30 protein-coding genes are annotated in these 25703 nt (G+C 58.3%); 12 read left to right on the top strand and 18 right to left on the bottom strand.

All coding sequences use genetic code 11. The features are described from left to right. Window positions 1-7 precede the first annotated feature (7 nt). Window positions 8-211 carry a twin transmembrane helix small protein gene (locus J3P92_RS24850; protein WP_420765983.1) on the top strand — a complete coding sequence of 68 codons (204 nt, stop codon included), beginning with the start codon at window positions 8-10 and terminating at the stop codon, window positions 209-211. 24 nt (window positions 212-235) lie between these two features. On the opposite strand, the gene J3P92_RS24845 is transcribed toward J3P92_RS24850, so the two are convergent. The 4 genes from J3P92_RS24845 to coxB form a co-directional block, all read right to left on the bottom strand. Continuing rightward, window positions 236-1123, bottom strand: coding sequence for a cytochrome c oxidase subunit 3 (locus J3P92_RS24845; protein WP_420765982.1), 888 nt, complete (start codon window positions 1121-1123; stop codon window positions 236-238). Window positions 1124-1147: 24 nt separating this feature from the next. Next, complete coding sequence (locus J3P92_RS24840) at window positions 1148-1699, bottom strand: cytochrome c oxidase assembly protein (protein WP_420765981.1); 552 nt, start codon at window positions 1697-1699, stop codon at window positions 1148-1150. A gap of 121 nt (window positions 1700-1820) precedes the next feature. Next, entirely contained in the window at window positions 1821-3407 is a 1587-nt protein-coding gene (gene ctaD, locus J3P92_RS24835; protein ID WP_420765980.1) for a cytochrome c oxidase subunit I, read from the bottom strand. Between the two features lie 82 nt (window positions 3408-3489). Next, the gene (gene coxB, locus J3P92_RS24830; protein ID WP_434608602.1) at window positions 3490-4617 is read right to left on the bottom strand and encodes a cytochrome c oxidase subunit II; all 1128 of its coding nucleotides are present in this window, start codon (window positions 4615-4617) and stop codon (window positions 3490-3492) included. Window positions 4618-4990: 373 nt separating this feature from the next. On the opposite strand from coxB, the gene J3P92_RS24825 reads away from it, so the two are divergent. Beyond that, window positions 4991-5641 (top strand): hypothetical protein, encoded by a 651-nt coding sequence (locus J3P92_RS24825; RefSeq protein WP_420765978.1) that lies wholly within the window; start codon window positions 4991-4993, stop codon window positions 5639-5641. A gap of 173 nt (window positions 5642-5814) precedes the next feature. Here the strand turns inward: J3P92_RS24825 and J3P92_RS24820 are convergent, their stop codons facing one another. The 5 genes from J3P92_RS24820 to J3P92_RS24800 all read right to left on the bottom strand — a co-directional run bounded on the left by J3P92_RS24820 (window position 5815) and on the right by J3P92_RS24800 (window position 10985). Next, window positions 5815-7344 carry a SulP family inorganic anion transporter gene (locus tag J3P92_RS24820; RefSeq protein WP_434649420.1) on the bottom strand — a complete coding sequence of 510 codons (1530 nt, stop codon included), beginning with the start codon at window positions 7342-7344 and terminating at the stop codon, window positions 5815-5817. 92 nt (window positions 7345-7436) lie between these two features. Continuing rightward, complete coding sequence (locus J3P92_RS24815) at window positions 7437-8168, bottom strand: carbonic anhydrase (protein ID WP_420765976.1); 732 nt, start codon at window positions 8166-8168, stop codon at window positions 7437-7439. Window positions 8169-8377: 209 nt separating this feature from the next. Continuing rightward, on the bottom strand, window positions 8378-9436 hold the full coding sequence (locus tag J3P92_RS24810; protein ID WP_434649417.1) for a PA0069 family radical SAM protein: 1059 nt from the start codon (window positions 9434-9436) through the stop codon (window positions 8378-8380). 95 nt (window positions 9437-9531) lie between these two features. Beyond that, window positions 9532-10422, bottom strand: a complete 891-nt coding sequence (gene ubiA / locus J3P92_RS24805) for a 4-hydroxybenzoate octaprenyltransferase (RefSeq protein WP_434649415.1) — start codon at window positions 10420-10422, stop codon at window positions 9532-9534. Then, window positions 10422-10985: a chorismate--pyruvate lyase family protein gene (locus J3P92_RS24800; protein WP_434649413.1), complete on the bottom strand. Its 564-nt coding sequence runs from the start codon at window positions 10983-10985 to the stop codon at window positions 10422-10424. The genes ubiA and J3P92_RS24800 overlap by 1 nt, the downstream gene beginning before the upstream one ends. A gap of 175 nt (window positions 10986-11160) precedes the next feature. On the opposite strand from J3P92_RS24800, the gene J3P92_RS24795 reads away from it, so the two are divergent. From J3P92_RS24795 to J3P92_RS24785, 3 genes are all read left to right on the top strand, one after another. Next, complete coding sequence (locus J3P92_RS24795; protein WP_420765972.1) at window positions 11161-11328, top strand: rubredoxin; 168 nt, start codon at window positions 11161-11163, stop codon at window positions 11326-11328. Between the two features lie 24 nt (window positions 11329-11352). Further along, on the top strand, window positions 11353-12501 hold the full coding sequence (locus J3P92_RS24790; RefSeq protein ID WP_434649411.1) for an NAD(P)/FAD-dependent oxidoreductase: 1149 nt from the start codon (window positions 11353-11355) through the stop codon (window positions 12499-12501). 191 nt (window positions 12502-12692) lie between these two features. Then, the gene (locus J3P92_RS24785) at window positions 12693-12968 is read left to right on the top strand and encodes an HU family DNA-binding protein (protein ID WP_003213368.1); all 276 of its coding nucleotides are present in this window, start codon (window positions 12693-12695) and stop codon (window positions 12966-12968) included. Between the two features lie 249 nt (window positions 12969-13217). Here J3P92_RS24785 and J3P92_RS24780 read toward each other — a convergent pair whose 3' ends face one another. The 3 genes from J3P92_RS24780 to J3P92_RS24770 form a co-directional block, all read right to left on the bottom strand. After that, the gene (locus J3P92_RS24780; RefSeq protein ID WP_434561384.1) at window positions 13218-13580 is read right to left on the bottom strand and encodes a DUF6124 family protein; all 363 of its coding nucleotides are present in this window, start codon (window positions 13578-13580) and stop codon (window positions 13218-13220) included. Between the two features lie 396 nt (window positions 13581-13976). Further along, window positions 13977-14747 carry a sulfite exporter TauE/SafE family protein gene (locus tag J3P92_RS24775; RefSeq protein WP_434649409.1) on the bottom strand — a complete coding sequence of 257 codons (771 nt, stop codon included), beginning with the start codon at window positions 14745-14747 and terminating at the stop codon, window positions 13977-13979. Window positions 14748-14947: 200 nt separating this feature from the next. Then, window positions 14948-15928 carry a hypothetical protein gene (locus J3P92_RS24770; RefSeq protein WP_434649407.1) on the bottom strand — a complete coding sequence of 327 codons (981 nt, stop codon included), beginning with the start codon at window positions 15926-15928 and terminating at the stop codon, window positions 14948-14950. 145 nt (window positions 15929-16073) lie between these two features. On the opposite strand from J3P92_RS24770, the gene J3P92_RS24765 reads away from it, so the two are divergent. Beyond that, window positions 16074-16943: a LysR family transcriptional regulator gene (locus J3P92_RS24765; protein WP_434649406.1), complete on the top strand. Its 870-nt coding sequence runs from the start codon at window positions 16074-16076 to the stop codon at window positions 16941-16943. Between the two features lie 518 nt (window positions 16944-17461). Here the strand turns inward: J3P92_RS24765 and J3P92_RS24760 are convergent. Next, window positions 17462-18541, bottom strand: coding sequence for an aminopeptidase (locus J3P92_RS24760; RefSeq protein WP_434649404.1), 1080 nt, complete (start codon window positions 18539-18541; stop codon window positions 17462-17464). A gap of 59 nt (window positions 18542-18600) precedes the next feature. On the opposite strand from J3P92_RS24760, the gene J3P92_RS24755 reads away from it, so the two are divergent. Together J3P92_RS24755 and J3P92_RS24750 are read left to right on the top strand one after the other, a co-directional pair. Beyond that, on the top strand, window positions 18601-19014 hold the full coding sequence (locus J3P92_RS24755; protein WP_434649402.1) for a hypothetical protein: 414 nt from the start codon (window positions 18601-18603) through the stop codon (window positions 19012-19014). Window positions 19015-19052: 38 nt separating this feature from the next. Continuing rightward, window positions 19053-19481 carry a hypothetical protein gene (locus J3P92_RS24750; protein ID WP_420765947.1) on the top strand — a complete coding sequence of 143 codons (429 nt, stop codon included), beginning with the start codon at window positions 19053-19055 and terminating at the stop codon, window positions 19479-19481. A gap of 6 nt (window positions 19482-19487) precedes the next feature. Here the strand turns inward: J3P92_RS24750 and J3P92_RS24745 are convergent, their stop codons facing one another. Further along, entirely contained in the window at window positions 19488-19721 is a 234-nt protein-coding gene (locus J3P92_RS24745; RefSeq protein WP_420765946.1) for a DUF1161 domain-containing protein, read from the bottom strand. Window positions 19722-19858: 137 nt separating this feature from the next. After that, the gene (locus tag J3P92_RS24740; RefSeq protein ID WP_420765945.1) at window positions 19859-20290 is read right to left on the bottom strand and encodes an OsmC family protein; all 432 of its coding nucleotides are present in this window, start codon (window positions 20288-20290) and stop codon (window positions 19859-19861) included. 235 nt (window positions 20291-20525) lie between these two features. Here J3P92_RS24740 and J3P92_RS24735 point away from each other — a divergent pair, with 235 nt between their 5' ends. Beyond that, window positions 20526-21527 (top strand): LLM class flavin-dependent oxidoreductase, encoded by a 1002-nt coding sequence (locus tag J3P92_RS24735; RefSeq protein ID WP_434608541.1) that lies wholly within the window; start codon window positions 20526-20528, stop codon window positions 21525-21527. Between the two features lie 54 nt (window positions 21528-21581). Here the strand turns inward: J3P92_RS24735 and J3P92_RS24730 are convergent, their stop codons facing one another. Together J3P92_RS24730 and J3P92_RS24725 are read right to left on the bottom strand one after the other, a co-directional pair. Next, entirely contained in the window at window positions 21582-21803 is a 222-nt protein-coding gene (locus tag J3P92_RS24730) for a DUF1161 domain-containing protein (RefSeq protein WP_434649400.1), read from the bottom strand. Window positions 21804-21914: 111 nt separating this feature from the next. Further along, the gene (locus J3P92_RS24725; RefSeq protein WP_003177209.1) at window positions 21915-22130 is read right to left on the bottom strand and encodes a dodecin; all 216 of its coding nucleotides are present in this window, start codon (window positions 22128-22130) and stop codon (window positions 21915-21917) included. Between the two features lie 156 nt (window positions 22131-22286). Between J3P92_RS24725 and J3P92_RS24720 the strand changes: the two genes are divergently transcribed. Then, the gene (locus J3P92_RS24720) at window positions 22287-22613 is read left to right on the top strand and encodes a DUF883 family protein (protein WP_420765942.1); all 327 of its coding nucleotides are present in this window, start codon (window positions 22287-22289) and stop codon (window positions 22611-22613) included. Here the strand turns inward: J3P92_RS24720 and J3P92_RS24715 are convergent. Next, complete coding sequence (locus J3P92_RS24715; RefSeq protein ID WP_434608537.1) at window positions 22610-23503, bottom strand: LysR family transcriptional regulator; 894 nt, start codon at window positions 23501-23503, stop codon at window positions 22610-22612. The two genes, J3P92_RS24720 and J3P92_RS24715, sit on opposite strands and share 4 nt — an antisense overlap. Before the next feature lie 111 nt (window positions 23504-23614). On the opposite strand from J3P92_RS24715, the gene trpB reads away from it, so the two are divergent. Together trpB and trpA are read left to right on the top strand one after the other, a co-directional pair. Continuing rightward, a complete protein-coding gene (gene trpB / locus J3P92_RS24710; protein ID WP_434561366.1) occupies window positions 23615-24847 on the top strand; it encodes a tryptophan synthase subunit beta in 1233 nt (410 codons plus the stop codon). Further along, complete coding sequence (gene trpA, locus J3P92_RS24705) at window positions 24847-25659, top strand: tryptophan synthase subunit alpha (protein WP_420765939.1); 813 nt, start codon at window positions 24847-24849, stop codon at window positions 25657-25659. Before trpB ends, trpA begins: the two co-directional genes overlap by 1 nt. Window positions 25660-25703: the final 44 nt, after the last annotated feature.

Raw genomic sequence — 25703 nt, 5'->3', positions numbered from 1 at the left:
GTTTCCAATGCTCAAAGCAGCCATCGCCCTGATGCTGATCGCCACGGTTGCCAGCCTGTTCAGCGGCTTGTTTTTTCTGGTCAAGGACCAAAGCGATTCCAATCGCCTGGTCATCGCCCTGGCAATTCGCGTGGCCTTGGCCGCTGTGACCGTCGGCTTGATTGCCTGGGGCTTTTTCAGCGGCCAGTTGGTGTCGCATGCTCCTTGGTAAAGAGTCGCCCTGATAATGGCTGCCTCAGAGTATGTAGACGAAGAAGAACAAGCCGATCCACACCACGTCGACGAAGTGCCAGTACCAGCTCGCGGCCTCGAAGCCGAACTGATGCTCGTTGTCGAAGTGCCCCCGCATGATGCGCATCAGCATCACGAACAGGATGATCGTGCCGATGGTGACGTGGGCGCCGTGGAAACCGGTGAGCATGAAGAACGTCGCGCCGTAGATCCCCGAGCCCAACGTCAGGCCCAGCTCTTTATAGGCGTGGATGTATTCCTCGGCCTGGAAGCCCAGGAACGCGCAACCCAGCAGCACGGTGATCGCCAGCCACACCTTCAATGCGCCGCGATGGCCTTTCTTCAGGGCGTGGTGGGCGATGGTCACGGTGACGCTGGAACTGACCAGCAGGATGGTATTGAGCAGCGGCAAGCCCCAAGGGCTGATCACGTCCTTGGGCGGTGGGAAGAGTTTGGGATCCGGGTTGTTCAACAACGGCCAGACGTATTCGAAGTTCGGCCACAGCATCTCCGACAAACCCTTGCTGCCTTCACCGGCCAGACCGGGCGCCGACACCACTCGTACGTAAAACAACGCGCCGAAGAACGCCACGAAGAACATCACTTCGGAAAAGATGAACCAGCTCATGCCCCAGCGAAACGAGCGATCGAGCTGCGCGCTGTACAGCCCGGCGCGGCTTTCCTTGATGACGGCGCCAAACCAGCCGAACAACATGTAGGCCACCAACAGGCCGCCGACGAAAAAGATCAGCGGGCCGTTGGAGTCCGGGCGTGCCGCCTTCAGGTCGTTGAACCAGGTCGCCAGCCCATACACCGTGACGAACATCCCGACCGTGGCGATGATCGGCCATTTGCTCTGGGCCGGAACGTAATAGTGCTCATGAGTTGCCATTTATTGTTCTCCTTATCGGGCACGCTATCGGTCAGTGTTTAGAGCCACCGGAGGATGACGAGCAGTGATATCGAACAGCGTGTAGGACAGCGTCAGATGCTTCACTTCCTTGGGCATGTCCCGGTCGACGATGAAGCGCATGGGCATCTCGATGCGTTCGCCGGGTTGCAGCACTTGCTGGGTAAAACAAAAACATTCGGTCTTGTGGAAATACGCCGCCGCCGTGCTCGGCGAGATGCTCGGAACTGCCTGGGCGCTCATCGGCCGGTCGGTGGGATTGTGGGCGACGAACACCATTTCGTTCACTGCCCCCGGCTTGACCACCAATTGATCGCCCTTGGGGTAGAAATCCCAGACCATGTCCACCGCGTTGGTCGACAGGAATTGCACCCGCACCTGCCGTGACTCATCCACCGTCTGCACGCCTTCGTACTGCCCACCGGTCTTGCCGTTGATGCCGAACGCCTTGCACATCACGTCGTAGATCGGCACCAGGGCAAACCCGAAGATGAACATGGCCACCACTACCAGCAGCAGGCGGGTGACCAGTTTCTTCAGCGAGATTGAATCAGCCATGGTTCCCGCTCCTCACCGAAAACCCTGTGGGAGCGAGCCTGCTCGCGATGGCGGCGACTCGGTGTGTCAGACGCACCGCTATCGCGAGCAGGCTCGCTCCCACACAAGGCCCCGGTGTCATCTATTTCACTTCCGGCGGCGTAGTAAACGTGTGATAGGGCGCCGGCGACGGCACGCTCCACTCCAGCCCTTCGGCGCCATCCCACGGCTTGGCCGGGGCTGGCTCGCCGCCGCGGATGGTCTTGATCACGATGAACAGGAAGAAGATCTGCGTGGTGCCGAACATGAACGCGCCGATGGACGAGACCATGTTGAAGTCGGCGAACTGCAGGTTGTAGTCGGGAATCCGCCGGGGCATGCCCGCCAGGCCCACGAAGTGCATCGGGAAGAACGCCATGTTCATGCCGATGAACGAGAGCCAGAAGTGCAGCTTGCCGAGGGTTTCGTCGTACATGTGGCCGGTCCATTTCGGCAGCCAGTAGTACGCCGAGGCGAAAATCCCGAAGATCGCGCCGGGCACCAGCACGTAGTGGAAATGCGCGACCACAAAGTAGGTGTCTTGGTACTGGAAGTCCGCCGGGGCGATGGCGAGCATGAGCCCGGAGAAGCCGCCGATTGAAAACAGAATCACGAACGCCACGGCGAACAGCATCGGCGTCTCGAAGGTCAGCGAGCCCTGCCACATGGTGCTGGCCCAGTTGAACACCTTCACCCCGGTGGGCACGGCGATCAGCAGGGTCGCGTACATGAAGAACAACTCGCCCACCAGGGGGATGCCGACCACGAACATGTGGTGCGCCCAGACGATGAACGACAGGAACGCAATGGCGGCCGTGGCGTAGACCATCGAGGTGTAGCCGAACAATGGCTTGCGCGAGAACGCCGGGATGATCGAGCTGACGGCACCGAAGGCCGGCAGGATCATGATGTACACCTCGGGGTGGCCGAAGAACCAGAACACGTGCTGGAACAGCACCGGGTCACCGCCGCCAGCGGCACTGAAGAAGCTGGTGCCGAAGTGGATGTCCATCAGCATCATCGTCACGCAGCCGGCCAGCACCGGCATGACTGCGATCAGCAAAAACGCGGTGATCAGCCAGGTCCAGACGAACAGCGGCATTTTCATCAAGGTCATGCCGGGGGCGCGCAGGTTGAGGATGGTGGCGACCACATTGATCGCGCCCATGATCGAGCTGATGCCCATCAGGTGGATGGCGAAGATGAAAAACGTCACGCTTTCCGGCGCATAGGTGGTGGACAGCGGCGCATAGAATGTCCAGCCGAAATTCGGCCCACCCCCCGGTGTGAACAGCGTCGAGACCAGCATCAGGAACGCCGCCGGCAACAGCCAGAAACTGAAGTTGTTCATGCGTGGCAGGGCCATGTCCGGCGCGCCGATCATCAGCGGCACCATCCAGTTGGCAAGGCCGACGAAGGCCGGCATCACCGCGCCGAAGACCATCACCAGGCCATGCATGGTGGTCATCTGGTTGAAGAACTCCGGCTGTACGATCTGCAAACCGGGCTGGAACAGCTCGGCGCGGATCACCATGGCGAACGAGCCGCCCAGCAGGAACATGGAGAACGCGAACCACAGGTACAGCGTGCCGATGTCCTTGTGGTTGGTGGTCAGCACCCAGCGCATCAGGCCCTTGGCGGGGCCGTGGGCGTGGTCGGCATGACCGTGGTCATCGATCACAGCACTCATGTCCTTTCTCCTTCGAACCAATGGGCTGGACGGCGCGGGGCAACGCGCCCCGACCGGTTGCGGGAACAGACGTCAGGCCGGCTCATTGGCTTTCTGCCTGTTTGAGTTCCAGCACTTCTTTAGGCGTGACCATGTCGCCCTTGTTGTTGCCCCAGGCGTTGCGTTCATAGGTCACGACCGCCGCGATATCGACTTCCGACAACTGTTTGCCGAACGCCGCCATGGAGGTGCCGGGTTTGCCATGGAAGACGATGTTCAAGTGATCCTTGATTGGCCCGGTGGCGATTTTCGAGCCCTTGAGCGCCGGGAACATCGGCGGCAAGCCCTGGCCTTCGGCCTGGTGACATGCCACGCATGTGGTGTGGTAGACCTTGTCGCCACGCTCGACGAGTTCTTCGCGCGTCCACTCCTTGCTGGTCAACTCTTTAAGCTGCGCGGCTTCGGCCTTGCGTTCGCCCAGCCATTTCTCGTAGTCGGGTTTGCTCTTGACCTCTACCACGATCGGCATGAAGCCATGGTCCTTGCCACACAACTCGGCGCATTGGCCGCGATAGATGCCGGGCTTGTCGACGCGGGTCCAGGCTTCGTTGACGAACCCTGGAATAGCGTCGCGCTTGACCGCGAAGGCCGGCACCCACCAGGAGTGGATCACGTCGGCGGAGGTCACCAGAAAGCGCACCTTGGCATCGACCGGCAGCACCAGCGGCTTGTCGACTTCCAGCAGGTAGTGCTCGCCCTTGGTGCTCTGGTTGTTGATCTGTTCGGCGGGGGTCGCCAGGTTGCTGAAGAACTCGACGTCCTGGCCCAGGTATTTGTAGTGCCACTTCCATTGATAGCCGGTGACCTGGATGTCGATCTCCGACTCGCTGGAGTCGTACATCTTGATCAGCGTGGCTGTGGCAGGGATCGCCATCAGCACCAGGATCAGGAAGGGCACGATGGTCCAGAGGATTTCGACGCGGGTGTTTTCGTGGAAGTGCGCGGCATTCTGGCCGGTTGAGCGGCGGTGCATCATCATCGACCAGAACATGGCGCCGAAGACGATGATGCCGATGACCACACAGATCCAGAAAATGGTCATGTGAAGGTCGAACACTGCATTGCTGATCTGTGTCGCTCCAGGCGCCATATTCACAGTCCAGGCCGCTTGCGCCTGACTGAAAATCGACCACAACAGGAGGCCCATCCATACGTGTGGATGTCGCGTCATTGCGGGTTCCCCTTATCGTTCTTGTTATCCCGTAGGCGTAACGCCTGCGGCAAGGGATCGGCTTCTCAGACTGCTTAATTGACTCGCCGCGCCTTGCTGCACATGCAATCGGGTGTCATCAGCTAACTCCATTCCAACCCGAGTATAGACAGCACCTGCAACCTCGCAACGCGACGGCGTAAATCGTTTGAAACAGCCGGGGCTTGCGCTAGAGCCCATGAATGGAGAAGGATGCGAACTGAGTGATGGCAAACCGATATAACGGCGACGTATCAGGAAAGGGGCGGTTATGAAAAATAGGTCTTAGGAGTCAATGCGCGCCAGCTAAGTTATGTCATTCCTATTTCATTGCCTGTTGTTTCCTGGAGTTGTCATGAACACCGCCGCATTGCGCGAGCAGATCCAAAAAGCCCTGCAACATGAGGCCGAGACCGGCCTGTTGAGCCGTCAGTTGACGGCGCAGTTACCAACGCTGCACCCCGCCATTCAGTTGCCGGATGCGAACGCCAATGACGTCCTGGCAAGATTTGTCGCCGCCTACATCAACGAAGTGCCTGACCTGCTGGATGCAGCCAATGTCGTTGCCAGGGAGGCGGGTATCGAGTCGCAAATCAAACCCGTACTGAAAATTGCCGAGCAGTACTTTCTCCAGCCACCGACCATCACGGCCGGGCATGTCGGGCTCAACAGCCTGCTCGACGAAGCCTATCTGGCGCACCGGTTCGTCGAAGAGGTGAACGACCTCTACATCAAGCATTTCGGCCAGCCGCTGATTCCGTTGGACATGACGGTCGCCAACCTGATCGCCCACCAATTGATCGGTGAGGCGTTTGCCAACCAGCTCGATGAAGTGGTGCATCACACGTTCGATGAGATGCTCAACGACGAGACGTTTGCGTTGGAGTCGGTGGAAGCCTATCGCGAGAAGCTCAGTAGCCCGGAGACCGGCGCGGCCTGGAAGCGCTGGCCGTGCATGTCCCGTCGCTTGGGCGTGGGCCTGGAGCTGGATCAGCCGGCGGCTTGATCTATCGGGGACACATGACCCCCCTGTGGGAGCGAGCTTGCTCGCGATTGCATTGGGTCAGCCACAGTGTAGTGGACTGACACGCCGCCATCGCGAGCAAGCTCGCTCCCACATTGAGTTTGTGGTCTTCAAGAATTATCTGCCCTACACCCAGCTCCTTTGGGAGTGAGCTGTCAGGCAGAGGCTGCGCCAACCCCCACCGTCGTGCGCAACCGCCCTTCCAACCGGCGCTTGAGCCCGCGGGATTCAATCAGCAGCTTCGAACCCTTGCTGGCGTTCGCCCGGCCCCATTCTTCGAGCAACTCCAGGCACGAGTGATCGATGTAGCTCAGGTTATTGAGCGGCACATGCACCGTCGCGCCTTCGGGAATGGTACCCAGTACCTGGGTCAAGGCCGGAACCTTGAGGAAGGTTGCCGCACCCACCAATCGCAGTTCCATCTCGCCTTCCTGCGGCAGGTCGATCAGGCTGATTTTCAGGCGCGAAGCTTTCCAGGCCAGCTTCACCAGGGTCAGGCCGAAACCGACCAGTACACCGGTCAACAGGTCGGTGAAGATGATCGCCAGTGCCGTTGCGGCATAGGTGAACATGGGCATCCGCCCATAACGACCGAGGCTGCGGAACGCCTTGATGTCCACCAGCTTGAAACCGGTATAGACCAGCACACCCGCCAGGCTCGCCACCGGAATGCTTTGCAGCACGCTCGACAGCAACAGCACGAACAGCAGCAACCACAAGCCGTGGAAGATCGTCGACATCCGCGTGGTCGCGCCGGCCTGGACATTGGCCGAGCTGCGCACGATCACGCCGGTCATGGGCAAGGCGCCGAGCAGGCCGCAAAGCATGTTGCCGATACCTTGCGCTGATAATTCCCGGTCGAAATCCGCCCGTTCGCCGCTGTGCATGCGGTCCACGGCGGCCGCCGACAGCAGGGTTTCGGCGCTGGCGATGAAGGCGACCGCGAAGGCCGCGATCAGCAGCGTTGGATCGGCCAGGTTCAGCAGATCCGTCGGGCGCAGCCAGTCGATGGCTTCGGCCATGTTTTCCGGGACTTCCACGCGCTTGACCTGCAACGCCAGCAGCAGGCTCGCGACGGTTGCCAGGCCGACGCCCAGCAGCGCGCCAGGAATGAAGCGCAGGCTATGGGGCCGGAACTTTTCCCATAGCCACATCACCGCGATCGTCGAAAGGCCCAGCAAGCCGGCCTGCCAGCCGAACGACGGCAAGGCCTGGGCGACTGCCGCAGGGAATGCCGCCAGGTTGTCCAGGCCGGAAGGCTTGGGCGCTGCGTCGAGCATCACATGGACCTGGGACAACACGATCAGCACGCCGATACCGGCGAGCATGCCGTACACCACCGCAGGCGCGGTGACCCGGAACCAGCACCCGAGGCGAAAGCGTCCGGCCAACAGTTGCAGAAGGCCGGCCAGCAACAGGATCGGCCCGAGCATGGCCACGCCATGCTGGCGCACCAGTTCGAAAACCAACACCGCTAACCCGGCGGCCGGACCGCTGACTTGCAGCTTGGAGCCCGCCAGAAAACCCACCACCAAACCACCGATGATCCCGGTAATCAGGCCCTTGGCCGGTGGCAGGCCTGATGCGATGGCAATGCCCATGCACAAGGGCAGCGCCACGAGGAATACAACCACCGAAGCCAACAGCTCCCGTGGCAGAACAGCTTTTAATTGAGCAGCACGCATGGCGACTCTCCCGAAGTTTCTTCAGGCATGGCGAGGCCCTACCGCCTCAATAGCGGTAAGGCTGAACCATACAAGGATGATTAGGAGTGGTTTTAGAAGCGCGCTTTGGGCGTCGCCACCGGTATCGGATGGCTGCCATCGAGCGGCAGGAAACAGCCCCGGTCCGCGTCAAAGGCTTTGATCTCGCTGGTCTCGATGTTGTACACCCAGCCATGGATGAACAATTGGCCGCTGGCCATGCGAGAAGCCACCGAGGGGTGCGTTCGCAAATGCTGCAACTGCGCGATCACGTTCTCTTCGGTGAGGACGGGCATGGTCTGCTTCTCGTCACCGCACGGGCAGTTGTCATGGACCATGGTCTTGGCGACTTCGGCGTGGCGCAGCCAGGCCTTGACCGTCGGCATTTTTTCCAGGGTATCGGGGTTGAGCACGGCACGCATGGCGCCGCAATCGGAGTGGCCGCAGACGATGATGTGCTGCACGCCGAGGGCGAGCACGGCGTATTCGATGGCGGTGGAAACACCGCCGTTCATCTGGCCGTAAGGCGGAACGACGTTGCCGACGTTACGGGTCACGAACAGGTCGCCAGGAGAGCTATGGGTGATCAACTCGGGCACGATGCGCGAATCGGCGCAGGTGATGAACATCGCCCGGGGCTTCTGGGCGGTGGCGAGTTTCTTGAAGAGCTCTTCCTGCTGGGGAAAGATCTCGTGATGGAAATGCAAAAAGCCGTCAACAATGTGCTGCAGCGCTGCATCGGCGGTTTCCGCCTGGGGTTGGGCTGAAGCCGACGCAGCCAACGGCTGTTTATCCTTGTCACTCATGATTCATCCTCTTTGAGACGCCAGTGGCTGGTTAAAAAACATCCAGGTCGAAAGGCTCGACCCGTCAGTCACTCGATGAACAAGGTAGCGGCCGAAACTTAACTCAAACTGAATGGAAGGCTCTAGAACGCATATTACGAGGCGTAAACAAAGCGCCAGGGATGTTTGCGCCGCGCCATCTTCAAAGATCAATTTAAAGCGAACTGTATTTAAATCAATGACATCTGTCGCCCCGGCGGACAGAAGGCATCGCAATCAAGATCGTAACCGTCGCGTCGATCCATTCCCAATCGCTTAATCGTTTTAGCGAAACGCTGCGCCAGCAGATCGGCAAACGGGCCTTCGCCGCGCATCCGTACGCCAAATCGGCTGTCGTACAGCTCACCGCCGCGACTCTGGCGCACCAGGCTCAACACATGGGCGGCGCGCTGCGGGTAGTGCGCCTGCAACCACTCCTCGAACAGCGGCGCCACCTCCAGTGGCAGGCGCAACATGACATAGGCGGCGGTCTGCGCGCCGGCGACATGGGCTTCGGCCAGCAGGCTTTCGATCTCGCTGTCGTTGATCATCGGAATCATTGGCGCACACAGCACCCCCACCTTGATACCCGCCTCGCGCATGACCCTTATGGCCCGAAGCCGTGCGCTGGGCGCGGCCGCGCGGGGTTCGAGAATGCGCTTGAGCTCATCGTCCAGCGTGGTGAGGCTGATCATCACGTGTACGAGGCGTTGCTGGGCCAGTTCGGTCAACAGGTCCAGGTCCCGCAGGATCAACGAGCCTTTGGTGACGATGGTCACCGGGTGCCGATGACGCAGCAACACCTCGAGAATCCGCCGGGTAATGCGTTGCTCGCGTTCGATCGGCTGGTAGGGGTCGGTGTTGGAACCCAGGGCGATCGGCGCGCACTGGTAGCCGCGCCGGGCCAATTGTTGCTCCAGCACGTCGGCGGCGTTGGTCTTGGCGATCAGCTTCGTTTCGAAATCGAGCCCGGGCGACATGTCCCAGTAGGCATGGCTGGGCCTGGCATAACAATAGATGCAACCGTGTTCGCAGCCTCGGTAGGGGTTGATCGAGCGATCGAAAGGGATGTCGGTGGAAGTGTTGCGGGTGATGATGGTCTTGGCGGTTTCGATGCGTACTTCGGTGCCCTGGGTCGGCGGTACTTCCTGGTACCAGCCATCATCCTCGGCCACCGAACGGCTTGGGGCGAAACGGTTATGCGGATTGGTGGCGGTGCCGCGGCCACGGGGCGGAAGAGGGGCGGACATGGGCAATACTCCGAAAGCTGTATATGCATACAGTATTCGTTGATTGCCATTGCGGCCAGTGCCATTGGGCGGGTTCTATGGATAAGCGAGTCGCCTCAGCGCAACCCATAGTCCAGCACAATCCCCACGAAAATCGCCAACCCGGCCCAATGGTTGTGCAAGAACGCCTTGAAGCAGTGCATCCGATCCTTGCTGCGGGTGTACCAGAACTCCCAGGCGAAACACGCGGCAGCGGCCACCAACCCCAGGTGAAACCAGCCACCGAGCTTGAATGTCGACCCGGCCAGCAACAGGCAGGCCAGGGCCAGGCCTTGCAGCGTGAGGATGATCACCCGGTCGGCATCGCCGAACAGGATCGCCGTGGATTTCACGCCTATTTTCAAATCATCGTCCCGATCGGTCATGGCGTAATAGGTGTCGTAGCCCACCGTCCACAGCAGGTTAGCGATGTACAGCAACCAGGCGGCCGCCGGCAGATGGCCGGTTTCGGCGGTGAAGGCCATCGGCATGCCCCACGAAAACGCCGCGCCCAGCACCACTTGGGGGTAATAGGTATAGCGCTTCATGAACGGGTAGCTGAAGGCCAAAGCCAACCCGCCCAAGGACAACAGAATCGTCGGCGCATTGGTGCACAGCACCAGCAGGAAGCTCACGCTCATCAGCACCGCGAAGAACACCAGCGCTTCCCTGGAGCTGATCTTGCCGCTCACCAATGGACGCTGTTCGGTGCGCTTGACGTGGCCGTCCACCTTGCGGTCGGCCCAGTCGTTGATCACGCAGCCGCCGGCACGGGTCAGTACCACGCCGAGAATAAAAATCACGATGTTGGCCAGGGATGGCGAACCCTCACCGGCGATCCACAGCGCCCACAACGTCGGCCACAGCAGCAGATAAATACCGATGGGCTTGTCCATGCGCGTCAGTTGCACGAAGTCCCAGGCCCGCGGATTGAGGCGGTTCAAGGATTTGAGCAGTTGCACGTACATCAGCAATTCTCCGAATAGGCGCGAGCGACTGTCCACATGCTCGGCAGAAACACCTCCGCCACCAGTACGCTCAACGTGCCGCGATCAAAACGTGAACGACGGCCCCACAACGCGGTGACGCGGACCTCTGCCGGCAACCATTCGCTCGGGTAGTGGCAGACCTCGATCGCCCGACGCTGGAACGCCTGGTCACAAAACAGCAGCTCGCCCAACGAGCGGCTGCCCAGTTCGTCCATCTGCAAGCCGTCGCCCTGCAACGCGCTGCGCGCCGCCACGCTGCGGGCAAACACCCAAGGCTGGCCGTGGCCGCGCAGGTACACCTCGCGCACCCAGCCCTCGCTGCCCTCGGCCAGGTCCAGCGCGGCACACTCATCGGCGCGCAACGGCTGCCAGCCTTCGAACAGCGGCGTCACGCTGAAGTGATGGTCCGACAGGCCGGTCAGGCGCCGGGTCAGGGAGCCTTGGTCAAACAGCCACTCCATGACGCACGCATCCGGGCGGGGCGACAGCAGGTGTTGGGGCAGCCATTGGAGTGTAGGAAATATCGAATTTGTAGGCGGCACAGGGGTCTTGAATGGCAGCAAATGAGGCCGCGAGCTTACCATGCCGGTCGGCGATTTTGGCCGAGCCAACCCGCCGTCGCGCCGATGCCGCTTGCATCTGTCGCGACCGATCAGTACAAAACGGCCCTGAGCCGGAAAATACCGGCCAAGCCTGACATCTTGAGGAAGTATTGGAATGAAGAAGTGGCAATGTATTGTCTGTGGCCTGATCTACAACGAAGCTGACGGTTGGCCTGACGATGGCATCGCGCCCGGCACTCGCTGGGAAGACGTACCGCAAGACTGGCTGTGCCCGGACTGCGGCGTCGGCAAAATGGATTTCGAAATGATCGAAATCAACTGATCGTTTCACCAAACGGAGAGCAACATGAGCGCACCTGTCGTTATCGTCGGCACTGGCCTGGCCGGTTACAACCTGGCCCGGGAATTTCGCAAGCTCGACAGCGAAACCCCGTTGCTGCTGATAACCGCGGACGACGGCCGCTCCTACTCCAAGCCGATGCTCTCCACGGGCTTCGGCAAGAACAAAGACGCCGATGGCCTGAGCATGGCCGAGCCAGGCGCGATGGCCGAGCAACTGAATGCCGAGGTACGCACCCACACGCGCATCAGCGGCATCGACCCGGGCCACAAGCGCCTGTGGATCGGTGAAGAAGCAGTGAGCTATCGCGACTTGGTGCTGGCCTGGGGCGCTGAAACCGTGCGCGTGCCGGTGCAAGGCGACGCGGCGGACCTGATCTTCCCCATCAACGACCTGGAAGACTACGCCCGCTTTCGCGCCGCCGCCGCTGGCAAGCGCCGGGTGCTGCTGCTAGGCGCCGGCCTGATCGGCTGCGAATTTGCCAACGATCTGATCCTGGGTGGCTATGAAGTAGAACTGGTCGCCCCATGCGAGCAAGTCATGCCGACGCTGCTGCACCCGGCGGCCGCCGCAGCGGTACAGGCCGGGTTGGAAAGCCTTGGCGCGCGGTTCCACCTCGGCCCGGTGCTCAATCGCCTGCAACGGGTGGCCGACGGCTTGGAAGCGCACCTATCGGACGGCCAAGTGATCGCCTGCGACCTGGTGGTCTCGGCCATCGGTCTGCGCCCGCGCATCGACCTGGCGGCCGCCGCCGGCCTGGTGGTCAATCGCGGCGTCGTGGTGGATCGTTATCTGAAGACTTCCCACGCCAATATCTACGCCTTGGGCGACTGCGCCGAAGTCGATGGCTTGAACCTGCTCTACGTGATGCCGCTGATGAGTTGCGCGCGCGCCCTGGCCCAAACCCTGGCCGGCAACCCCACCGCCGTAGGCTACGGCGCCATGCCGATCACGGTGAAAACCCCGGTGTGCCCATTGGTGGTTTCGCCGCCACCACGGGGTAGCGAAGGCGTGTGGAGCGTCGAAGGGCAAGGCGCCGACATCAAGGCCCTGTGCCGCGACGCCCAAGGCAATCTGCTGGGCTACGCCCTGACCGGCGCGGCGGTGATGGAAAAACTGGCGTTGAACAAGCAGCTTCCAGCCCTGCTGGCGTAAATACTGGCCGTTCTGTCATAAATAACCTGCTTTTGAGGGCACAAACCCCCGCCGGCCACTGGCGCCGGTTGCGGCCCCGTGCCATCCTCACTCCCGTCTGCCGCAGAGTAGAGCCTGCGGCGCCTTAGGGGGTGTTCCGAAGAGAACAGCCCGGACATAACAACAAAAAAACCGTCAAAGGGGCTTCATTCATGCGTAAACCAGAACTCGCTGCCGCCATCGCGGAAAAAGCAGACCTCACCAAAGAACAAGCCAACCGCGTCCTCAACGCCGTCCTCGAAGAAATCACCGGCGCCCTGCACCGCAAGGACAGCGTCACTCTGGTCGGCTTCGGCACCTTCCTGCAGCGCCACCGCGGCGCCCGCACCGGCAAGAACCCACAAACCGGCGAGCCAGTGAAGATCAAGGCCAGCAACACCGTTGCGTTCAAGCCGGGCAAGTCCTTGAAGGACAGCGTTAACCCGTAATCGCGGCGAGTACCTCTGACGAGGGAAGGAAGCGGCAACAAAAAAGGCATACCGATGGTGATCGGTATGCCTTTTTTTTGTGGCTGGTGGATTGAAATCGTTCGTTAAGCCAACCCATGAATCCGTGGCGAGGGAGCTTGCTCCCGCTCGGCTGCGAAGCAGTCGTCGCTTTTGGAGCTGCCTCACGCTGGAGCGCAGCCCGGCCCAGCGGGAGCAAGCACCCTAGCCACAGCGATTGTGGTTTGGCGGCTATCGGGGATCGACGTTATCCAATGCACGGTTAGCCAGCAACGAACTCAGCTCGATCAATTGCTGGATGCCCAATAGGACATGGCGGTTGGACCCTTCCATATCGAAAGCCAGTTCATTGACCATCGCATCAGCTGAAGCGAGGGTTTCGCTGAGGTTGACCAGCAGGCATTCGTTGTCGATATCTTTTACGACGGTGAATAACTGGCCGGGTTGGATGGTTTCTTTAGGTCTTGGTGATTTGGGCTTTAGATGAAAATCCAATGCTCGCTTAGCGGCGTCGTCGAGTTTTTTGGCGTTAAGGCCGTCCAGATAAGGAGAGTTGGGATCTGCTTCTGGAGGGTTTGGAGTGATTTTGAACATAAGCTGGAATCCTTGAGTTAGGCCGCGACCTTTCCCTACTAAAAGAAGGGTGGCGGCTGTGCGCAGGTTAGTAGACCGGGGATTCCAGCATTGCCGGCGCGCCGAAGCGCCCTGCGCACAGTCACCATCAAGGACAGGAATTGAGATACCTGCTTGTTGAGGACTTATGCATCTTGCGGAAAAACCTCGGGCTACTAAACCCGACCACTGATGGGCAGTGGCAGGGAAAAGATAGAGCTCGGGAGCAAGGCGCACAAGCCGGCGAATTCTGGCGTAGTTGTAGGCAAAGGCGCAAGGCTGCGTAGCCGGATTGAGGCTCGTAGGTCTGCGATTAAACCTAGTGGCACTCCGTCGGGATTTGGCTAGGAAATCTGCTTCCGGGTGTCGACGATTGGATCAATTTTGAAACAAGTTAAGCCCCATTCGACCTATCAAAAATAAAAGTAGTACAAGAAAAAACTTTCTTATGAAACCACTCCCGTAGCGTAGCGCTAAAAAAACTCCAGTGAGCGATCCAGCGATATTGCACAGAGCAATAACGCCACCCACGGCCCACAAAACATTTCCAGACGGAACAAAAAATACTAGCGCTGCGGTAAAAGTAACCAAGTTGACCAGCTTTGCAGATGCAGATGCATTTAAAAAATCGAAGCCGAAATATTTAACAAATATGAAAAGCAATAGACTTCCGCTTCCAGGGCCAAAGACGCCGTCATAAAATCCGACCAAACCCCCGAACAACACTCCTAATAGAATCTCCCTGGTTCTGCAGTGTTTTCCGGTGTTTACTAGGCCGAGATTTTTTTCTTTGAAAATATATGCAGTCATCGCTATTAGAATAAAAAAAACAACAAACTCCATTATTTTCTTAGGTACTACAGATACCGAAGCCGCCCCTAAAAAGGCACATATAAATGCCGAGGCCATCGTCGGAAGCATGAGCCTCCATATAATTTTTATTCTTTTCAAATAGCTAAATACTGAGGAAAGGTTGCCCGCCAAAACCGCTACTTTATTAGTCCCGAAAATTGTGGCTAGACTTTGCTGAGGTAAAGCATGTAAAAGCGCGGGAAGCTGTACGAGGCCGCCACCACCCACTGCCGCATCTATCAACCCTCCGCAGAAAGCGAAAAAGCCCAGCACTATCAAAGCGAATTCATAATCCATTCGTACTACCCTTTCGGAGCTTCCTTTCATAAAACATCGTATTTGTTCGCTTAGTTTAAATGCCGGGGTGCATTTATAATTCGCCGATTAGCATGATGCTGGGCATAAGAAACCAATCGGCGCGCTCCTGGTTGGGGCATGTTTTTGTGTGGTCGAATATTATGTTCGGTGCTAAATCTTATAATTTGCAACTGAGGGGTTTACGGGGCTGAGGTTAAAGCGCGATGCATAGCTTCAAAAGATCGTCCTACTCGTTCGTTGTAATTGAGCATAATACCTTTCAATCGCCCAATTTTAAAATTTAGGCCTACTGTGCGTCCATACGACTGCGCAGCGGCCAAGGCATGCAAACCATGCTTATTCTCCACGTCGCCAGAATGTCCCATTATGTACGCTTTTGCGTTACGAAAATCCTTAGCGTTAGTGCTCAGCGAAGGATCAATGCTGAATAGCTTGTCCTCTATTTTCTGAGCAATGTAGTTATACTCCTGCCCATTCCAAAGTTCTGATGCGATGGATACCATCATTGCATCCATAATGGATTCTTCATGTTCGACTGAATTCAGCGCCGATTTGTGTTCGGCCACTCCAGTTGCATATAGAAACTTCGAAAAATCGTTACACTCTTCAACTTTATATTGGTTTTCAACCCATGTTTTTGCGCCAAAGGCTTTGGCCATGTAATCATACATACCATCATGTCCCTGATGGCCGAGCCCAAAATCATCTTTAACGACTTCATGCATATGTGCCAAGACGTTGTGATAACCAGCTTGTTTCTCGATAGGAACCGATATCGCATCTGCTGATAATCGCATGATAATTTTGCCTGATACTAAGCTGGTGGTTCTGTGAGTTTCGTTCCACCCGTTAAAAAATTTCATAACTGAGGAATCGGCTGTGGTTTTGCATAGTAAAGCGTTAAAGGCATTTTCCGTATGGAATTGAGCTTCCTTTGTAATGGGGTGGAAAAGTACTTCAAGCATCGCGCCCTGCAGACCCGCTATGTCCGTAATCTGCGCCAGTATAGGTTCCCTTCTATGATCATCACATATAGCTCGTCCAGGTATTTTCAGGTTTTTTACATGCTTTGGCAGCGCCTCAATAAATATCTCACCAAAATCTCGCATGTACTTATGCTTATTTGCCTCAAAACGAATTTGCGATAATGCTGAGCTCATGGCAGTGTTTTTCTCCTTGAAAATTTACTAAATGATTCCTGATCTAAGCGTCCTGTATAAACCAGAATGTAAACATTAAACGACTTGCTCGTTCCCAACAACTGACTTATAGTGATTCTCTATTTCACTTTTAATGAGCATTAGCATGGAGCTTTCGCAGCTAATTATGTTCAAGGCTGTCGCCGATCAAGGTAGTATTATTCGCGCCTCCGAAGTGCTGCACTGTGTTCCGTCAAACATCACAAACCGAATAAAGCTTTTAGAAAAGGAGCTTGGGGTCTCGTTATTCATAAGGAAAGGTAGAGGACTAATCATTAGCCCTTCAGGGCGTTTATTTCTTGGCTATACTAATAAAATATTGTCGTTGTGTCAGGAAGCCCAGAGGGCTCTAAGCGCTGACTCAGAACCAACCGGAAGTTTAAAAATTGGTGCTATAGAGTCGTCCGCTACAGGTAGGCTTCCAAAATTGTTATCAAAATATCACTACACCTATCCTTCTGTGCAGATGCAATTTAGCACGGGGGAGTGGCCCAAACTATTAGATGATGTGGTTAATCATAAGCTGGATGGCGCAGTCATTGCTGTTACTCACCAGCATCCCGAGATTGATAGTATCGAAATTTATAAAGAGGAGCTTGTATTGATAGCTTCTCCAGCGACGGGGTTAATACATGAGCCAGCAAATTTGAACGGAATCAATATGTTTATGTGGCCAGAGGGGTGCCCTTATAGAAAGGCTTTGATAACGTGGTTGAATGCTCATGGTGTGTCTAGCTCCATAACCAGTATAGCCAGTTATGGAACCATTCTTGGTTGCGTGAGTTCGGGGGCTGGTGTTTCCTTAGTTCCGAGGGGGGTATTCGAGCAATTTAATCAGATCGGGAATATTCGAGGCTACGTTTTTGACGATTTACCCTCTGTACCTAATTTTTTTATTTGGAATAAGAATCTTGGGTTCCATAGTGCTAAGGACGCATTCGCGGCTTTATTAAGCGAAGAGCTGGGAGATTTATAGCTATTAACCAAAATTAATGGTCCGTTCGTTCGCAGTCAGGTTGGGGTGACGCCAGAGCCTTGAGCGCGTTTCGCGCTCTAGAGTCAACAACTGCCGAGTTTTTCCACGTCGCTAAAACGCCACTTAATACCGCCCTCACGCTTGAACAGCGCCCCAAATGATAAATGCCAAAGGGGACAGATTTATTTCTCCACATCCATTACACGCTGATAAGCCAGCGCACCCGGAACCCTTTCGACATGGCCGTGCTGCTCACCTTCAGAGTGTTGACTTCAGAGCGTTGCTGGTCGGCATTACGCACAACGCTGGCCTTTGATCCAGCGCGGCGAAACCTCAGCGCCGCGCAGTTGCGTGAGGTTTGGGCCGGTGGTTCGTTTTGGTGGTAGAGGGGCTGGTTGGTATTCCCGGAATATGTACTGGCTGTTGGGCCGCGATCGCGAGCAGGCTCGCTCCCACCGGGGGGCTTGGCTGGGTTGAGGTTTTGGGCGTGCTTGCGATCAGGGCTTGTTCGTTTGCCGTCAATTGGTTGAGGCCAGCGCCTTCAGCGCTGCCTTGCGCTCTACGGTTGGCAAGCGGCCGAGTTTTTCCACCGCGCTGTAAAACGCCAGCCAATCCTCGCCCTCACGCTTGAATAACGCCCCGAACGCCGGCACCCATTGGTCGTACAGGCCGAACGGCAATATTCGGGCGTTGTTCAGGGGCGCGTAGATCCAGGCGTCGTAGCGTTTGTCGCCGGCCCATTGGCTGTCGCGTAGGTGCGCGTAGTCGGCGCGCAGGCGTTCGAATTCCTCGGCTTTGCATTGGCGCATCTGCTCGGTCGGTAGGGGTTGGGCGTAGAAGGTTTCCAGCCGTTGGCGGGTGTCGAGGATCAACTGGATGAATTGGTCGCGCTGGCGCAATCGGTTGCCGTTGTCCGGCGCCAGGCCGCGATGGGCGCGCCATTGGCGGGTGCCTTCCTGCTCGACGAAGGTGGCGAATGATTCGTTGAATTCCGTGTCGTCCTTCACGTAGACGCGTTGGTGCGCCAGTTCATGAAAGATCAGCGTCGCCAGGCGTTCGTCGCCCCAATGCAGCATCGAACTGAGGATCGGGTCGTCGAACCAGCCCAGCGTCGAGTAGGCCTCTACGCCGGCAATCGACACATCCATGCCTCGCAAACGCTGCAAAGCGGCCTCACCCCGGGCGGCGCCCTGGCTGTAATAGCCCCGATACGCCACGCAACCGGCGATGGGAAAACAGTGGGTTAGCGGGGCCAGGGAAAACTCCGGGGTGGCGAAGACGTTCCAGACGACAAAGGGGCGGCCGATGTCCGCGTACAGGCGATAGCTCTGGTTGTCGGGCAGGTGCAGGTGTGTGCTGGCGAATGCGCGGGCCTCACGGGCCTGAGCCAGATGGGTGCGCAATCCGGAATCACGGGTGGGGTCGGCAATGACCCGGTCGATGGGCTCGCGTGCTTGCAGCAGTCGCCATTGTCCGCTGGCGAGCTGGCCGTAATAACCGACGCTTGTACAACCGTTGAGTAACAAAAGCAGGAAGGCCGGAAACAAAATCCTGAAAACACGGTCGAGTAACCGATGGCGTGAACGCTGCCTGATCAATTTTGGAATCACCCTGGGAAGTCTGCCTCAAGACTATCTCGCCTGCCCGGAGCTTCGCTATGCGCGTGTTGATGCTGACAAGTGGCCTGTTGCTGCTGACCGGCTGTGCCGGTTTGCCCGATCCAGATCCCTCCCAGGCGTGGATTGACCTAGGTAACCATCGGGACACGGCGTTGCAAGCGTTGGAAGTCGATGACAAGGCATCCATCGACCGGCGTTATTTCGAGGTTCAACCGGGTAGTCATGAGCTGACGGTGCGTTATCAATTTGCCGTGGAGCCGGGCAACATCGGGCCAGATGCCGAGCCGCTGTGGCGCGATTGCCGGTTGAACGTAAAATTCAAGGATTTCAACGCGGGCCAGCGCTATCAGTTGCAAGCCGGCAGTATCGGGTTCCGGCCGTGGGCCAAGCTTTACGACCAGCAGCGCAAAGTGGTGGGCCAAGGCACGCCGGCAGGCTGCCAGCAAAGCTGATTGGCGCTATGCTCGGGGCCTGACTTCAGGAAATCATCATGCGCCTACCCACGTTGTTTTTGGCTCTTGCGACATTGAGCGGATGCGCGACGAGCCCATTGCCCGAGATGGACCCGAACATGGCCTGGGTCGACTTCGCCACCCCTATGCCGGGCGGCAAGCTGCTGATGGCTGAAAGCCTGGACGGCCAGCGGCTGCGGGACGGACGCTTTTTTCAGGTTTCACCCGGTAGCCACGAACTCAAGGTGCGCTTCGACTTCGAGGTGTTCGGCGCGGGCGGTGGGCTGGGCATGATGAACGACCCGAAGGAACGGCTGTGCTATCTGATCGTGCGCTACGACCATTTCGAGGCCGGCCAGCGTTATCGCCTGGAGGCTCGTAATCTGGCGTACTCCCCCAGTGCCCGGCTCTATAACGCCAAGCGTGAAATCGTTGCCGAGGATCGACAGGCCAATTGTTTGATGTAGCGCTGCCTAGCGGTCGTTCTTCTGGTAGATGATTTTCTTGGTGCCGTTATCGCAACTGCCCACCACCATGTTCTGGTCGTGGACTTCGTCGTTGGTGACGATTTCCAAGGTGTATGAGGACACGTTTGCGGCCTGGATCTTGGCTTCGATCTCTGCTTTCAATTCTTCGCAGGGCTTGGGTGCCGCGAGGGCCGATGTGGTCAGTGCGCAACCGATGACTGCCAAGGCCAAACGTTTCATGCTCGAACTCCTCAATACAGCGCGCACGCCTGTGCGCTGAAACTGCAGACCGGCATTCGACCACAGTTGCCTTCGGGTAAATAGCGGGTAAACCATAGAAGACCGCGGCCTCGGGAGACCGCGACCTTCTCGGTTCGTCAATTCACCAGGGTCGCGTCCAGGGTGATGTTGGCGTTGAGCACCTTGGAAACCGGGCAACCTTCCTTGGCCTTGTTGCTCAGCTCTTCGAATTGCTGTTGGCTGGCGCCGGGAATCTTGGCTTTGAGAATCAGCTTGATCGCGGTGATCGCAAAGCCGCCGTCGACCTGGTCCAGGGTCACTTCGGCGTTGGTGTCGATGCTGTCGGCCTTGAGCCCGGCGTCGCCAAGGATCATCGAAAACGCCATGGAGAAGCAGCCCGCGTGGGCCGCGCCGATCAGTTCTTCAGGGTTGGTGCCCTTGCCGCCTTCAAAACGTGCCTTGAAACCATAGGGCGCTTCGCGCAACACGCCGGTTTCCGTGGAGATGGAGCCTATGCCAGTCTTCAGGTCACCTTCCCAGTGAGCCGATGCTTTCTTGACGATAGCCATGTGTGCCTCCTCATGATTCGGCGCGAGGGTTCGCGCCTGGGTATTTTTCAGTGCCAGGATTGTGAGGATAGACCGGCCGATAAAGTTCACCCGGTCGATTAGTCGACTAATTTAGTAGGAAAATTCTTCGCTACTATTGAAACTCGGGTATATGCCCACATTCATAGGACACACCTAGAGAAACGGCAGGCTTTCGCCTACAGAAAAGCTCGTACGCCGTTGGAGATGCCGGCCCATGAAACAGCTGTCCGAAGTTAAATTTTCAACCCTCGACCTTGTGCCCGTCCGCGCTGACGGCAATGCAGCCCAGTCCCTGCGCAATTCCCTGGATTTGGCGCAGCACGTGGAAAAGTTTGGCTACACCCGTTTCTGGGTGGCGGAACACCACAATATGGACGGCATCGCCAGCTCCGCGACGGCGGTGCTGCTGGGCTACCTGGCGGGGGGGACGTCGACCATCCGCGTCGGCTCGGGCGGGGTGATGCTGCCCAACCACGCACCGTTGGTGATCGCCGAACAGTTCGGCACCTTGGAAAGTCTGTTTCCGGGCCGGATCGACCTTGGGTTGGGACGCGCCCCCGGTTCCGACCAGATGACCGCGCGTGCACTACGCCGCGAACGCTCCGGCAGTGCTGATGATTTCCCTGATGACGTGGCCGAACTGATGCGCTATCTCGGCCCGCGTACCCCCGACCAACGCATCATCGCCATGCCCGGCACGGGAACGAATGTACCGGTGTGGCTGTTGGGTTCTAGCCTGTTCAGTGCGCAGTTGGCCGGGGAGCGCGGTTTGCCCTACGCGTTCGCCTCCCATTTCGCACCGCGGTTCATGCACGAGGCGATTCGTGTTTATCGCAATCACTTCCAACCATCGGCCGTACTCGACAAGCCGTACGTGATGCTCGGGGTGCCTTTGGTGGCGGCTGACACGGACGAGCAGGCCGATTACCTGGCGACGTCGGTGTACCAGCGGATCCTGGCATTGATGCGCGGCCAGAGCCTGGTGCAGCGCCCGCCGGTGGAAACCATGAATGGTCTATGGCTGCCCCATGAGAAGGAAGCGGTGGGGGATTTCCTTGGCCTGGCCATGATTGGCGGTCCTCAGAAGATCCGCGCCAGGTTGGAGGTGTTGATCGAACAGACTCAGGCCGATGAGCTGATCTTCACCAGCGACCTCTATGAGCACGCCGACCGCCTGCACTCGTATGAACTGCTGGCACAGGTCATGAAAGGCTGAGTCGCGGCCAATAAAAAGCCGACGCGATGCGTCGGCTTTGATCTGAGCGCGTTATCAGCCGCGTATGTAGACGATTTCTTTCGAACCGCCCTCACAGGTGCCGACGACTTTTCCGTCACCTGCACCTTTATCGACGATCTCCAGCGAATAACCCGACACGCCTTTGGCATCGAGCTTCGCTGCGATTTCGCTCTTCAACTCCTCGCATGGCTTGCCGGCCGCAAACGCAGTACCCGCAAGGCTCAGCAAACCCAGGGCCACCATCAACTTCTTCATCGCTCGCACTCCTCGGTCGGATCAGATAGGGAGGTTTCGTAAAGACGTGATGCGCCCAATAGCGCATCGCCATTCCCTATGGCACTCCGCCAGCGTGCAAGTTCAAAGAACTCAGCTGTTGGCGATCCGGAACCCAACCTTGATGGTCACCTGGAAGTGCGCGGCCCGGCCATTTTCGATGTGGCCCCGGGTTTCCGTGACTTCGAACCATTCCAAGTGCTTGAGGCTCTTGCTGGCCTCGGCCAGGGCATTGTTGATGGCGTCTTCAATGCTGGTGGGAGACGAACCGACCAGCTCGACTTTTTTGTACGTGTGGTGATCACTCATGACGTTCTCCTTGGTTGTCTTAAACAGCCTAGCAGCGATTTTTCGCCTTACATGTGGCGCCGTTTACGCTTGGAAAGTTCAGATTTAGTGCACTTTCCCAAACGGTCGCAGTCCCAATCCACACACGCTACTCAACCACTGCAGGAGAGAGCCACCATGGCCAGCACTTCGTTACGCAAAGCCTCGTTGCAAAGCATGGAAGCGGAGATCGAGAGTCTGCTCAAGTCGTTGGAAAGCCTGAAGGACGACGCGTCGGACGAGTCGCGTAGGACGCTCAAGTCGCTTAAGGCAAATGCCGAAAGCGCACTGAAACATTCTCGGCATCTGCTCAGCGATGCGTATGAAGAGGTGAAGGTGAAAACCCGCGAAACCGGGATTGCCACGCGCGACTACGCTCAGGAACATCCATGGACCACCGCTGGCGTTGCCGTTGGCGCACTGGGTCTGTTGGCCGCTTACTTGTTGTGCAAGCGCGGTAACTAGTTCGATGGGTTCAGCTCATGCCTGAGCCACTGCGCCAATTGCCGGGCGCGCCCGTCTGCGGCGCGCTTGGGCAACCATAGCGCCAGTCGTGCGGGGGTTTCACCGAACCCCCATGGCGCGACCAGGCGACCAGCCCGCAGGTCCTCGGTCACCAGGGGCTCGGGAGCGATCGCCACGCCAAGCCCGGCCACGGCCGCCTCCAGCAAATAATACAAATGTTCGAAACCTTGCCCTAACTTCAATGCCTGGGGTTCCAGGGCATTTTGCCGTGCCCAAGTGGGCCAGGCCTGGGGGCGTGAGGTGGTGTGCAACAGCGGTTCGCTCAGCAGCGCAGTGGCGGATGCATTGCGCAAGCGGGCAAAGCCCGCGTAGTGCGGGCTCATCACCGGCCCGATCCGCTCGCTGGCCAGTTCATACACCTGCATGTCTGCCGGCCAGGGTGGTTCGGCGAATACCAGTAGGGCGTCCAGCCCTGGGCGCCTCGGGTCGAGGTCGCCCTCACCTGCGGACAGGTGCAGGCGCAAATCAGGCAGATCGGCATTGAGCCTGCCCAGGCGGGGGATGAACCAACGCGCCAACAAGCTTCCCGAGCAGCCCAACACGAACGGGGCGTCCGCTGTGCTTTGGGTCAGCTCGGCGCAAACGGTGCGCAGGCGCTCGAACGCATCGGCGCTGGCGTCACGCAGGCGCAGTCCCGCATCTGTGAGTTTCAAGCCTCGCCCATCCTTGACGAACAGGCTGATTCCCAAGTGCTCTTCCAGCACTTTGAGTTGTCGACTAACCGCGCCGTGGGTGACGTGCAGCTGTTCCGCCGCCTGGCTTACGCTGTTCAGGCGGGCAGTGGCCTCGAAGGCACGCAGGGCGTTGAGCGGTGGCAGATCATGGCTCATGGTATTTGTGAGATTTTCTGACAGGTTGTGGCGATCTTATCGGTTTTCAGAGCGATATGTCAGGGGTAGAGTGGGCTCATTGTTTTTCTACGCATTCGCCTGGAGCGCCCGATGACCCAGCCTACGACCCCCTTCAACCTGCGCAGCGGTCCCGATGCCAACGGCCTGTTTGGCGCGTTCGGCGGCCGTTATGTCGCGGAAACGCTGATGCCGCTGATCCTTGATCTGGCCCGTGAATACGAAACGGCAAAGGAAGATCCTGCGTTCATCGAGGAATTGGCCTACTTCCAACGGGACTATGTGGGTCGTCCAAGCCCGCTGTATTTCGCCGAGCGCCTGACGGAGTTCTGCGGCGGCGCGAAGATCTACCTCAAGCGTGAAGAACTGAATCACACGGGCGCGCACAAGATCAACAACTGCATCGGCCAGATCCTGCTGGCGCGGCGCATGGGCAAGAAACGCATTATCGCCGAGACCGGCGCCGGCATGCATGGGGTGGCCACTGCCACCGTGGCCGCTCGTTTTGGCCTGGACTGCGTAATCTATATGGGCACCACCGACATCGAGCGCCAGCAGGCTAACGTGTTTCGGATGAAGCTGCTTGGCGCCGAAGTCATCCCCGTGATCGCCGGAACCGGCACACTCAAGGATGCGATGAACGAGGCGCTGCGTGACTGGGTGACCAACGTCGACAGCACGTTTTACTTGATCGGCACTGTAGCCGGCCCGCACCCCTATCCAGAGATGGTCCGCGACTTCCAAGCCGTGATCGGCAAGGAAACCCGTGACCAGCTGCAAGCCCAGGAAGGTCGTCTGCCGGACAGCCTGGTGGCGTGCATCGGCGGTGGCTCCAATGCCATGGGCCTGTTCCACCCATTCCTCGATGACAAGAGCGTTGAAATCATTGGAGTCGAAGCGGCGGGCTACGGCATCGAGACCGGCAAGCATGCGGCGAGCCTGAACGGTGGGGTTCCAGGCGTGCTGCACGGTAATCGTACCTTCCTGTTGCAGGATGAGGACGGCCAGATCATCGACGCGCATTCGATCTCTGCTGGCCTCGACTACCCCGGCATTGGCCCTGAACACGCCTGGTTGCATGACATTGGCCGCGTCCAATACACCTCCGTCACCGATGCCGAAGCTTTGGAAGCGTTCCATAAATGCTGCCGCCTGGAAGGGATTATTCCTGCCTTGGAGAGTGCCCATGCCTTGGCTGAAGTGTTCAAGCGCGCACCAAACCTGCCCAAGGATCACCTGATGGTGGTCAACCTGTCCGGCCGTGGCGATAAAGACATGCAAACCGTGATGCACCACATGGAACAGTCCCAGCAGGAGAAACACTGATGAGCCGCCTGCAAACCCGTTTTGCCGAACTCAAAACACAGAACCGTGCCGCCCTGGTGACGTTTGTCACGGCTGGCGATCCGGGCTACGACACGTCGCTGGCGATCCTCAAGGGCCTGCCTGCCGCCGGCGCCGATGTTATTGAGTTGGGCATGCCGTTCACCGATCCGATGGCCGACGGCCCGGCAATCCAATTGGCGAACATTCGTGCCTTGGGCGCCCAGCAGAACCTGGCGAAAACCCTGCAGATGGTTCGGGAGTTCCGCAAGGACAATACCGAGACGCCGCTGGTGCTGATGGGGTACTTCAACCCGATCCATCGTTATGGCGTGCAGCGTTTCATCGGCGAAGCGCTGGATAGCGGTGTCGATGGCCTGATCGTCGTGGACATGCCACCCGAGCACAACAGCGAACTGTGCGAGCCGGCCCAGGCTGCCGGCCTGGATTTCATCCGTCTGACAACGCCAACCACCGATGATGTGCGTTTGCCGACCGTGCTCAACGGCAGCTCGGGGTTCGTTTATTACGTGTCGGTCGCGGGTGTGACCGGTGCCGGTGCCGCGACGCTGGAGCATGTAGAAGAAGCGGTGGCGCGTCTGCGTCGGCATACCGATCTGCCGATCAGCATTGGCTTCGGTATTCGCACCCCGGAACAGGCGGCAGCCATCGCCCGGTTGGCCGACGGCGTAGTGGTCGGCTCCGCGCTGATCGACCATATCGCCAGCGCCGATACGTCGGAACAGGCGATCGATGGTGTGTTGAGCTTGTGCGCGGCCTTGGCTGATGGTGTACGTAAGGCGCGTCTTGGCTGATTTGGCTCGCGCCAATGAAAAAGGGGTTCGCAACTGGGTTCCGA

This window comes from Pseudomonas sp. D3-27, from assembly GCF_051132165.1.
GTDB lineage: Bacteria > Pseudomonadota > Gammaproteobacteria > Pseudomonadales > Pseudomonadaceae > Aquipseudomonas.
This window is presented reverse-complemented; position numbering and strand designations above follow the sequence as displayed.

What these genes read in the sequence shown, in the direction of transcription:
- J3P92_RS24850 (WP_420765983.1), top strand. Translation starts at nt 8, where the DNA reads ATGCTCAAAGCAGCCATCGCCCTGATGCTGATCGCCACGGTTGCCAGC.
- J3P92_RS24845 (WP_420765982.1), bottom strand. Translation starts at nt 1,123, where the DNA reads ATGGCAACTCATGAGCACTATTACGTTCCGGCCCAGAGCAAATGGCCG.
- J3P92_RS24840 (WP_420765981.1), bottom strand. Translation starts at nt 1,699, where the DNA reads ATGGCTGATTCAATCTCGCTGAAGAAACTGGTCACCCGCCTGCTGCTG.
- ctaD (WP_420765980.1), bottom strand. Translation starts at nt 3,407, where the DNA reads ATGAGTGCTGTGATCGATGACCACGGTCATGCCGACCACGCCCACGGC.
- coxB (WP_434608602.1), bottom strand. Translation starts at nt 4,617, where the DNA reads ATGACGCGACATCCACACGTATGGATGGGCCTCCTGTTGTGGTCGATT.
- J3P92_RS24825 (WP_420765978.1), top strand. Translation starts at nt 4,991, where the DNA reads ATGAACACCGCCGCATTGCGCGAGCAGATCCAAAAAGCCCTGCAACAT.
- J3P92_RS24820 (WP_434649420.1), bottom strand. Translation starts at nt 7,344, where the DNA reads ATGCGTGCTGCTCAATTAAAAGCTGTTCTGCCACGGGAGCTGTTGGCT.
- J3P92_RS24815 (WP_420765976.1), bottom strand. Translation starts at nt 8,168, where the DNA reads ATGAGTGACAAGGATAAACAGCCGTTGGCTGCGTCGGCTTCAGCCCAA.
- J3P92_RS24810 (WP_434649417.1), bottom strand. Translation starts at nt 9,436, where the DNA reads ATGTCCGCCCCTCTTCCGCCCCGTGGCCGCGGCACCGCCACCAATCCG.
- ubiA (WP_434649415.1), bottom strand. Translation starts at nt 10,422, where the DNA reads ATGTACGTGCAACTGCTCAAATCCTTGAACCGCCTCAATCCGCGGGCC.
- J3P92_RS24795 (WP_420765972.1), top strand. Translation starts at nt 11,161, where the DNA reads ATGAAGAAGTGGCAATGTATTGTCTGTGGCCTGATCTACAACGAAGCT.
- J3P92_RS24790 (WP_434649411.1), top strand. Translation starts at nt 11,353, where the DNA reads ATGAGCGCACCTGTCGTTATCGTCGGCACTGGCCTGGCCGGTTACAAC.
- J3P92_RS24785 (WP_003213368.1), top strand. Translation starts at nt 12,693, where the DNA reads ATGCGTAAACCAGAACTCGCTGCCGCCATCGCGGAAAAAGCAGACCTC.
- J3P92_RS24780 (WP_434561384.1), bottom strand. Translation starts at nt 13,580, where the DNA reads ATGTTCAAAATCACTCCAAACCCTCCAGAAGCAGATCCCAACTCTCCT.
- J3P92_RS24775 (WP_434649409.1), bottom strand. Translation starts at nt 14,747, where the DNA reads ATGGATTATGAATTCGCTTTGATAGTGCTGGGCTTTTTCGCTTTCTGC.
- J3P92_RS24770 (WP_434649407.1), bottom strand. Translation starts at nt 15,928, where the DNA reads ATGAGCTCAGCATTATCGCAAATTCGTTTTGAGGCAAATAAGCATAAG.
- J3P92_RS24765 (WP_434649406.1), top strand. Translation starts at nt 16,074, where the DNA reads ATGGAGCTTTCGCAGCTAATTATGTTCAAGGCTGTCGCCGATCAAGGT.
- J3P92_RS24755 (WP_434649402.1), top strand. Translation starts at nt 18,601, where the DNA reads ATGCGCGTGTTGATGCTGACAAGTGGCCTGTTGCTGCTGACCGGCTGT.
- J3P92_RS24750 (WP_420765947.1), top strand. Translation starts at nt 19,053, where the DNA reads ATGCGCCTACCCACGTTGTTTTTGGCTCTTGCGACATTGAGCGGATGC.
- J3P92_RS24745 (WP_420765946.1), bottom strand. Translation starts at nt 19,721, where the DNA reads ATGAAACGTTTGGCCTTGGCAGTCATCGGTTGCGCACTGACCACATCG.
- J3P92_RS24740 (WP_420765945.1), bottom strand. Translation starts at nt 20,290, where the DNA reads ATGGCTATCGTCAAGAAAGCATCGGCTCACTGGGAAGGTGACCTGAAG.
- J3P92_RS24735 (WP_434608541.1), top strand. Translation starts at nt 20,526, where the DNA reads ATGAAACAGCTGTCCGAAGTTAAATTTTCAACCCTCGACCTTGTGCCC.
- J3P92_RS24730 (WP_434649400.1), bottom strand. Translation starts at nt 21,803, where the DNA reads ATGAAGAAGTTGATGGTGGCCCTGGGTTTGCTGAGCCTTGCGGGTACT.
- J3P92_RS24725 (WP_003177209.1), bottom strand. Translation starts at nt 22,130, where the DNA reads ATGAGTGATCACCACACGTACAAAAAAGTCGAGCTGGTCGGTTCGTCT.
- J3P92_RS24720 (WP_420765942.1), top strand. Translation starts at nt 22,287, where the DNA reads ATGGCCAGCACTTCGTTACGCAAAGCCTCGTTGCAAAGCATGGAAGCG.
- J3P92_RS24715 (WP_434608537.1), bottom strand. Translation starts at nt 23,503, where the DNA reads ATGAGCCATGATCTGCCACCGCTCAACGCCCTGCGTGCCTTCGAGGCC.
- trpB (WP_434561366.1), top strand. Translation starts at nt 23,615, where the DNA reads ATGACCCAGCCTACGACCCCCTTCAACCTGCGCAGCGGTCCCGATGCC.
- trpA (WP_420765939.1), top strand. Translation starts at nt 24,847, where the DNA reads ATGAGCCGCCTGCAAACCCGTTTTGCCGAACTCAAAACACAGAACCGT.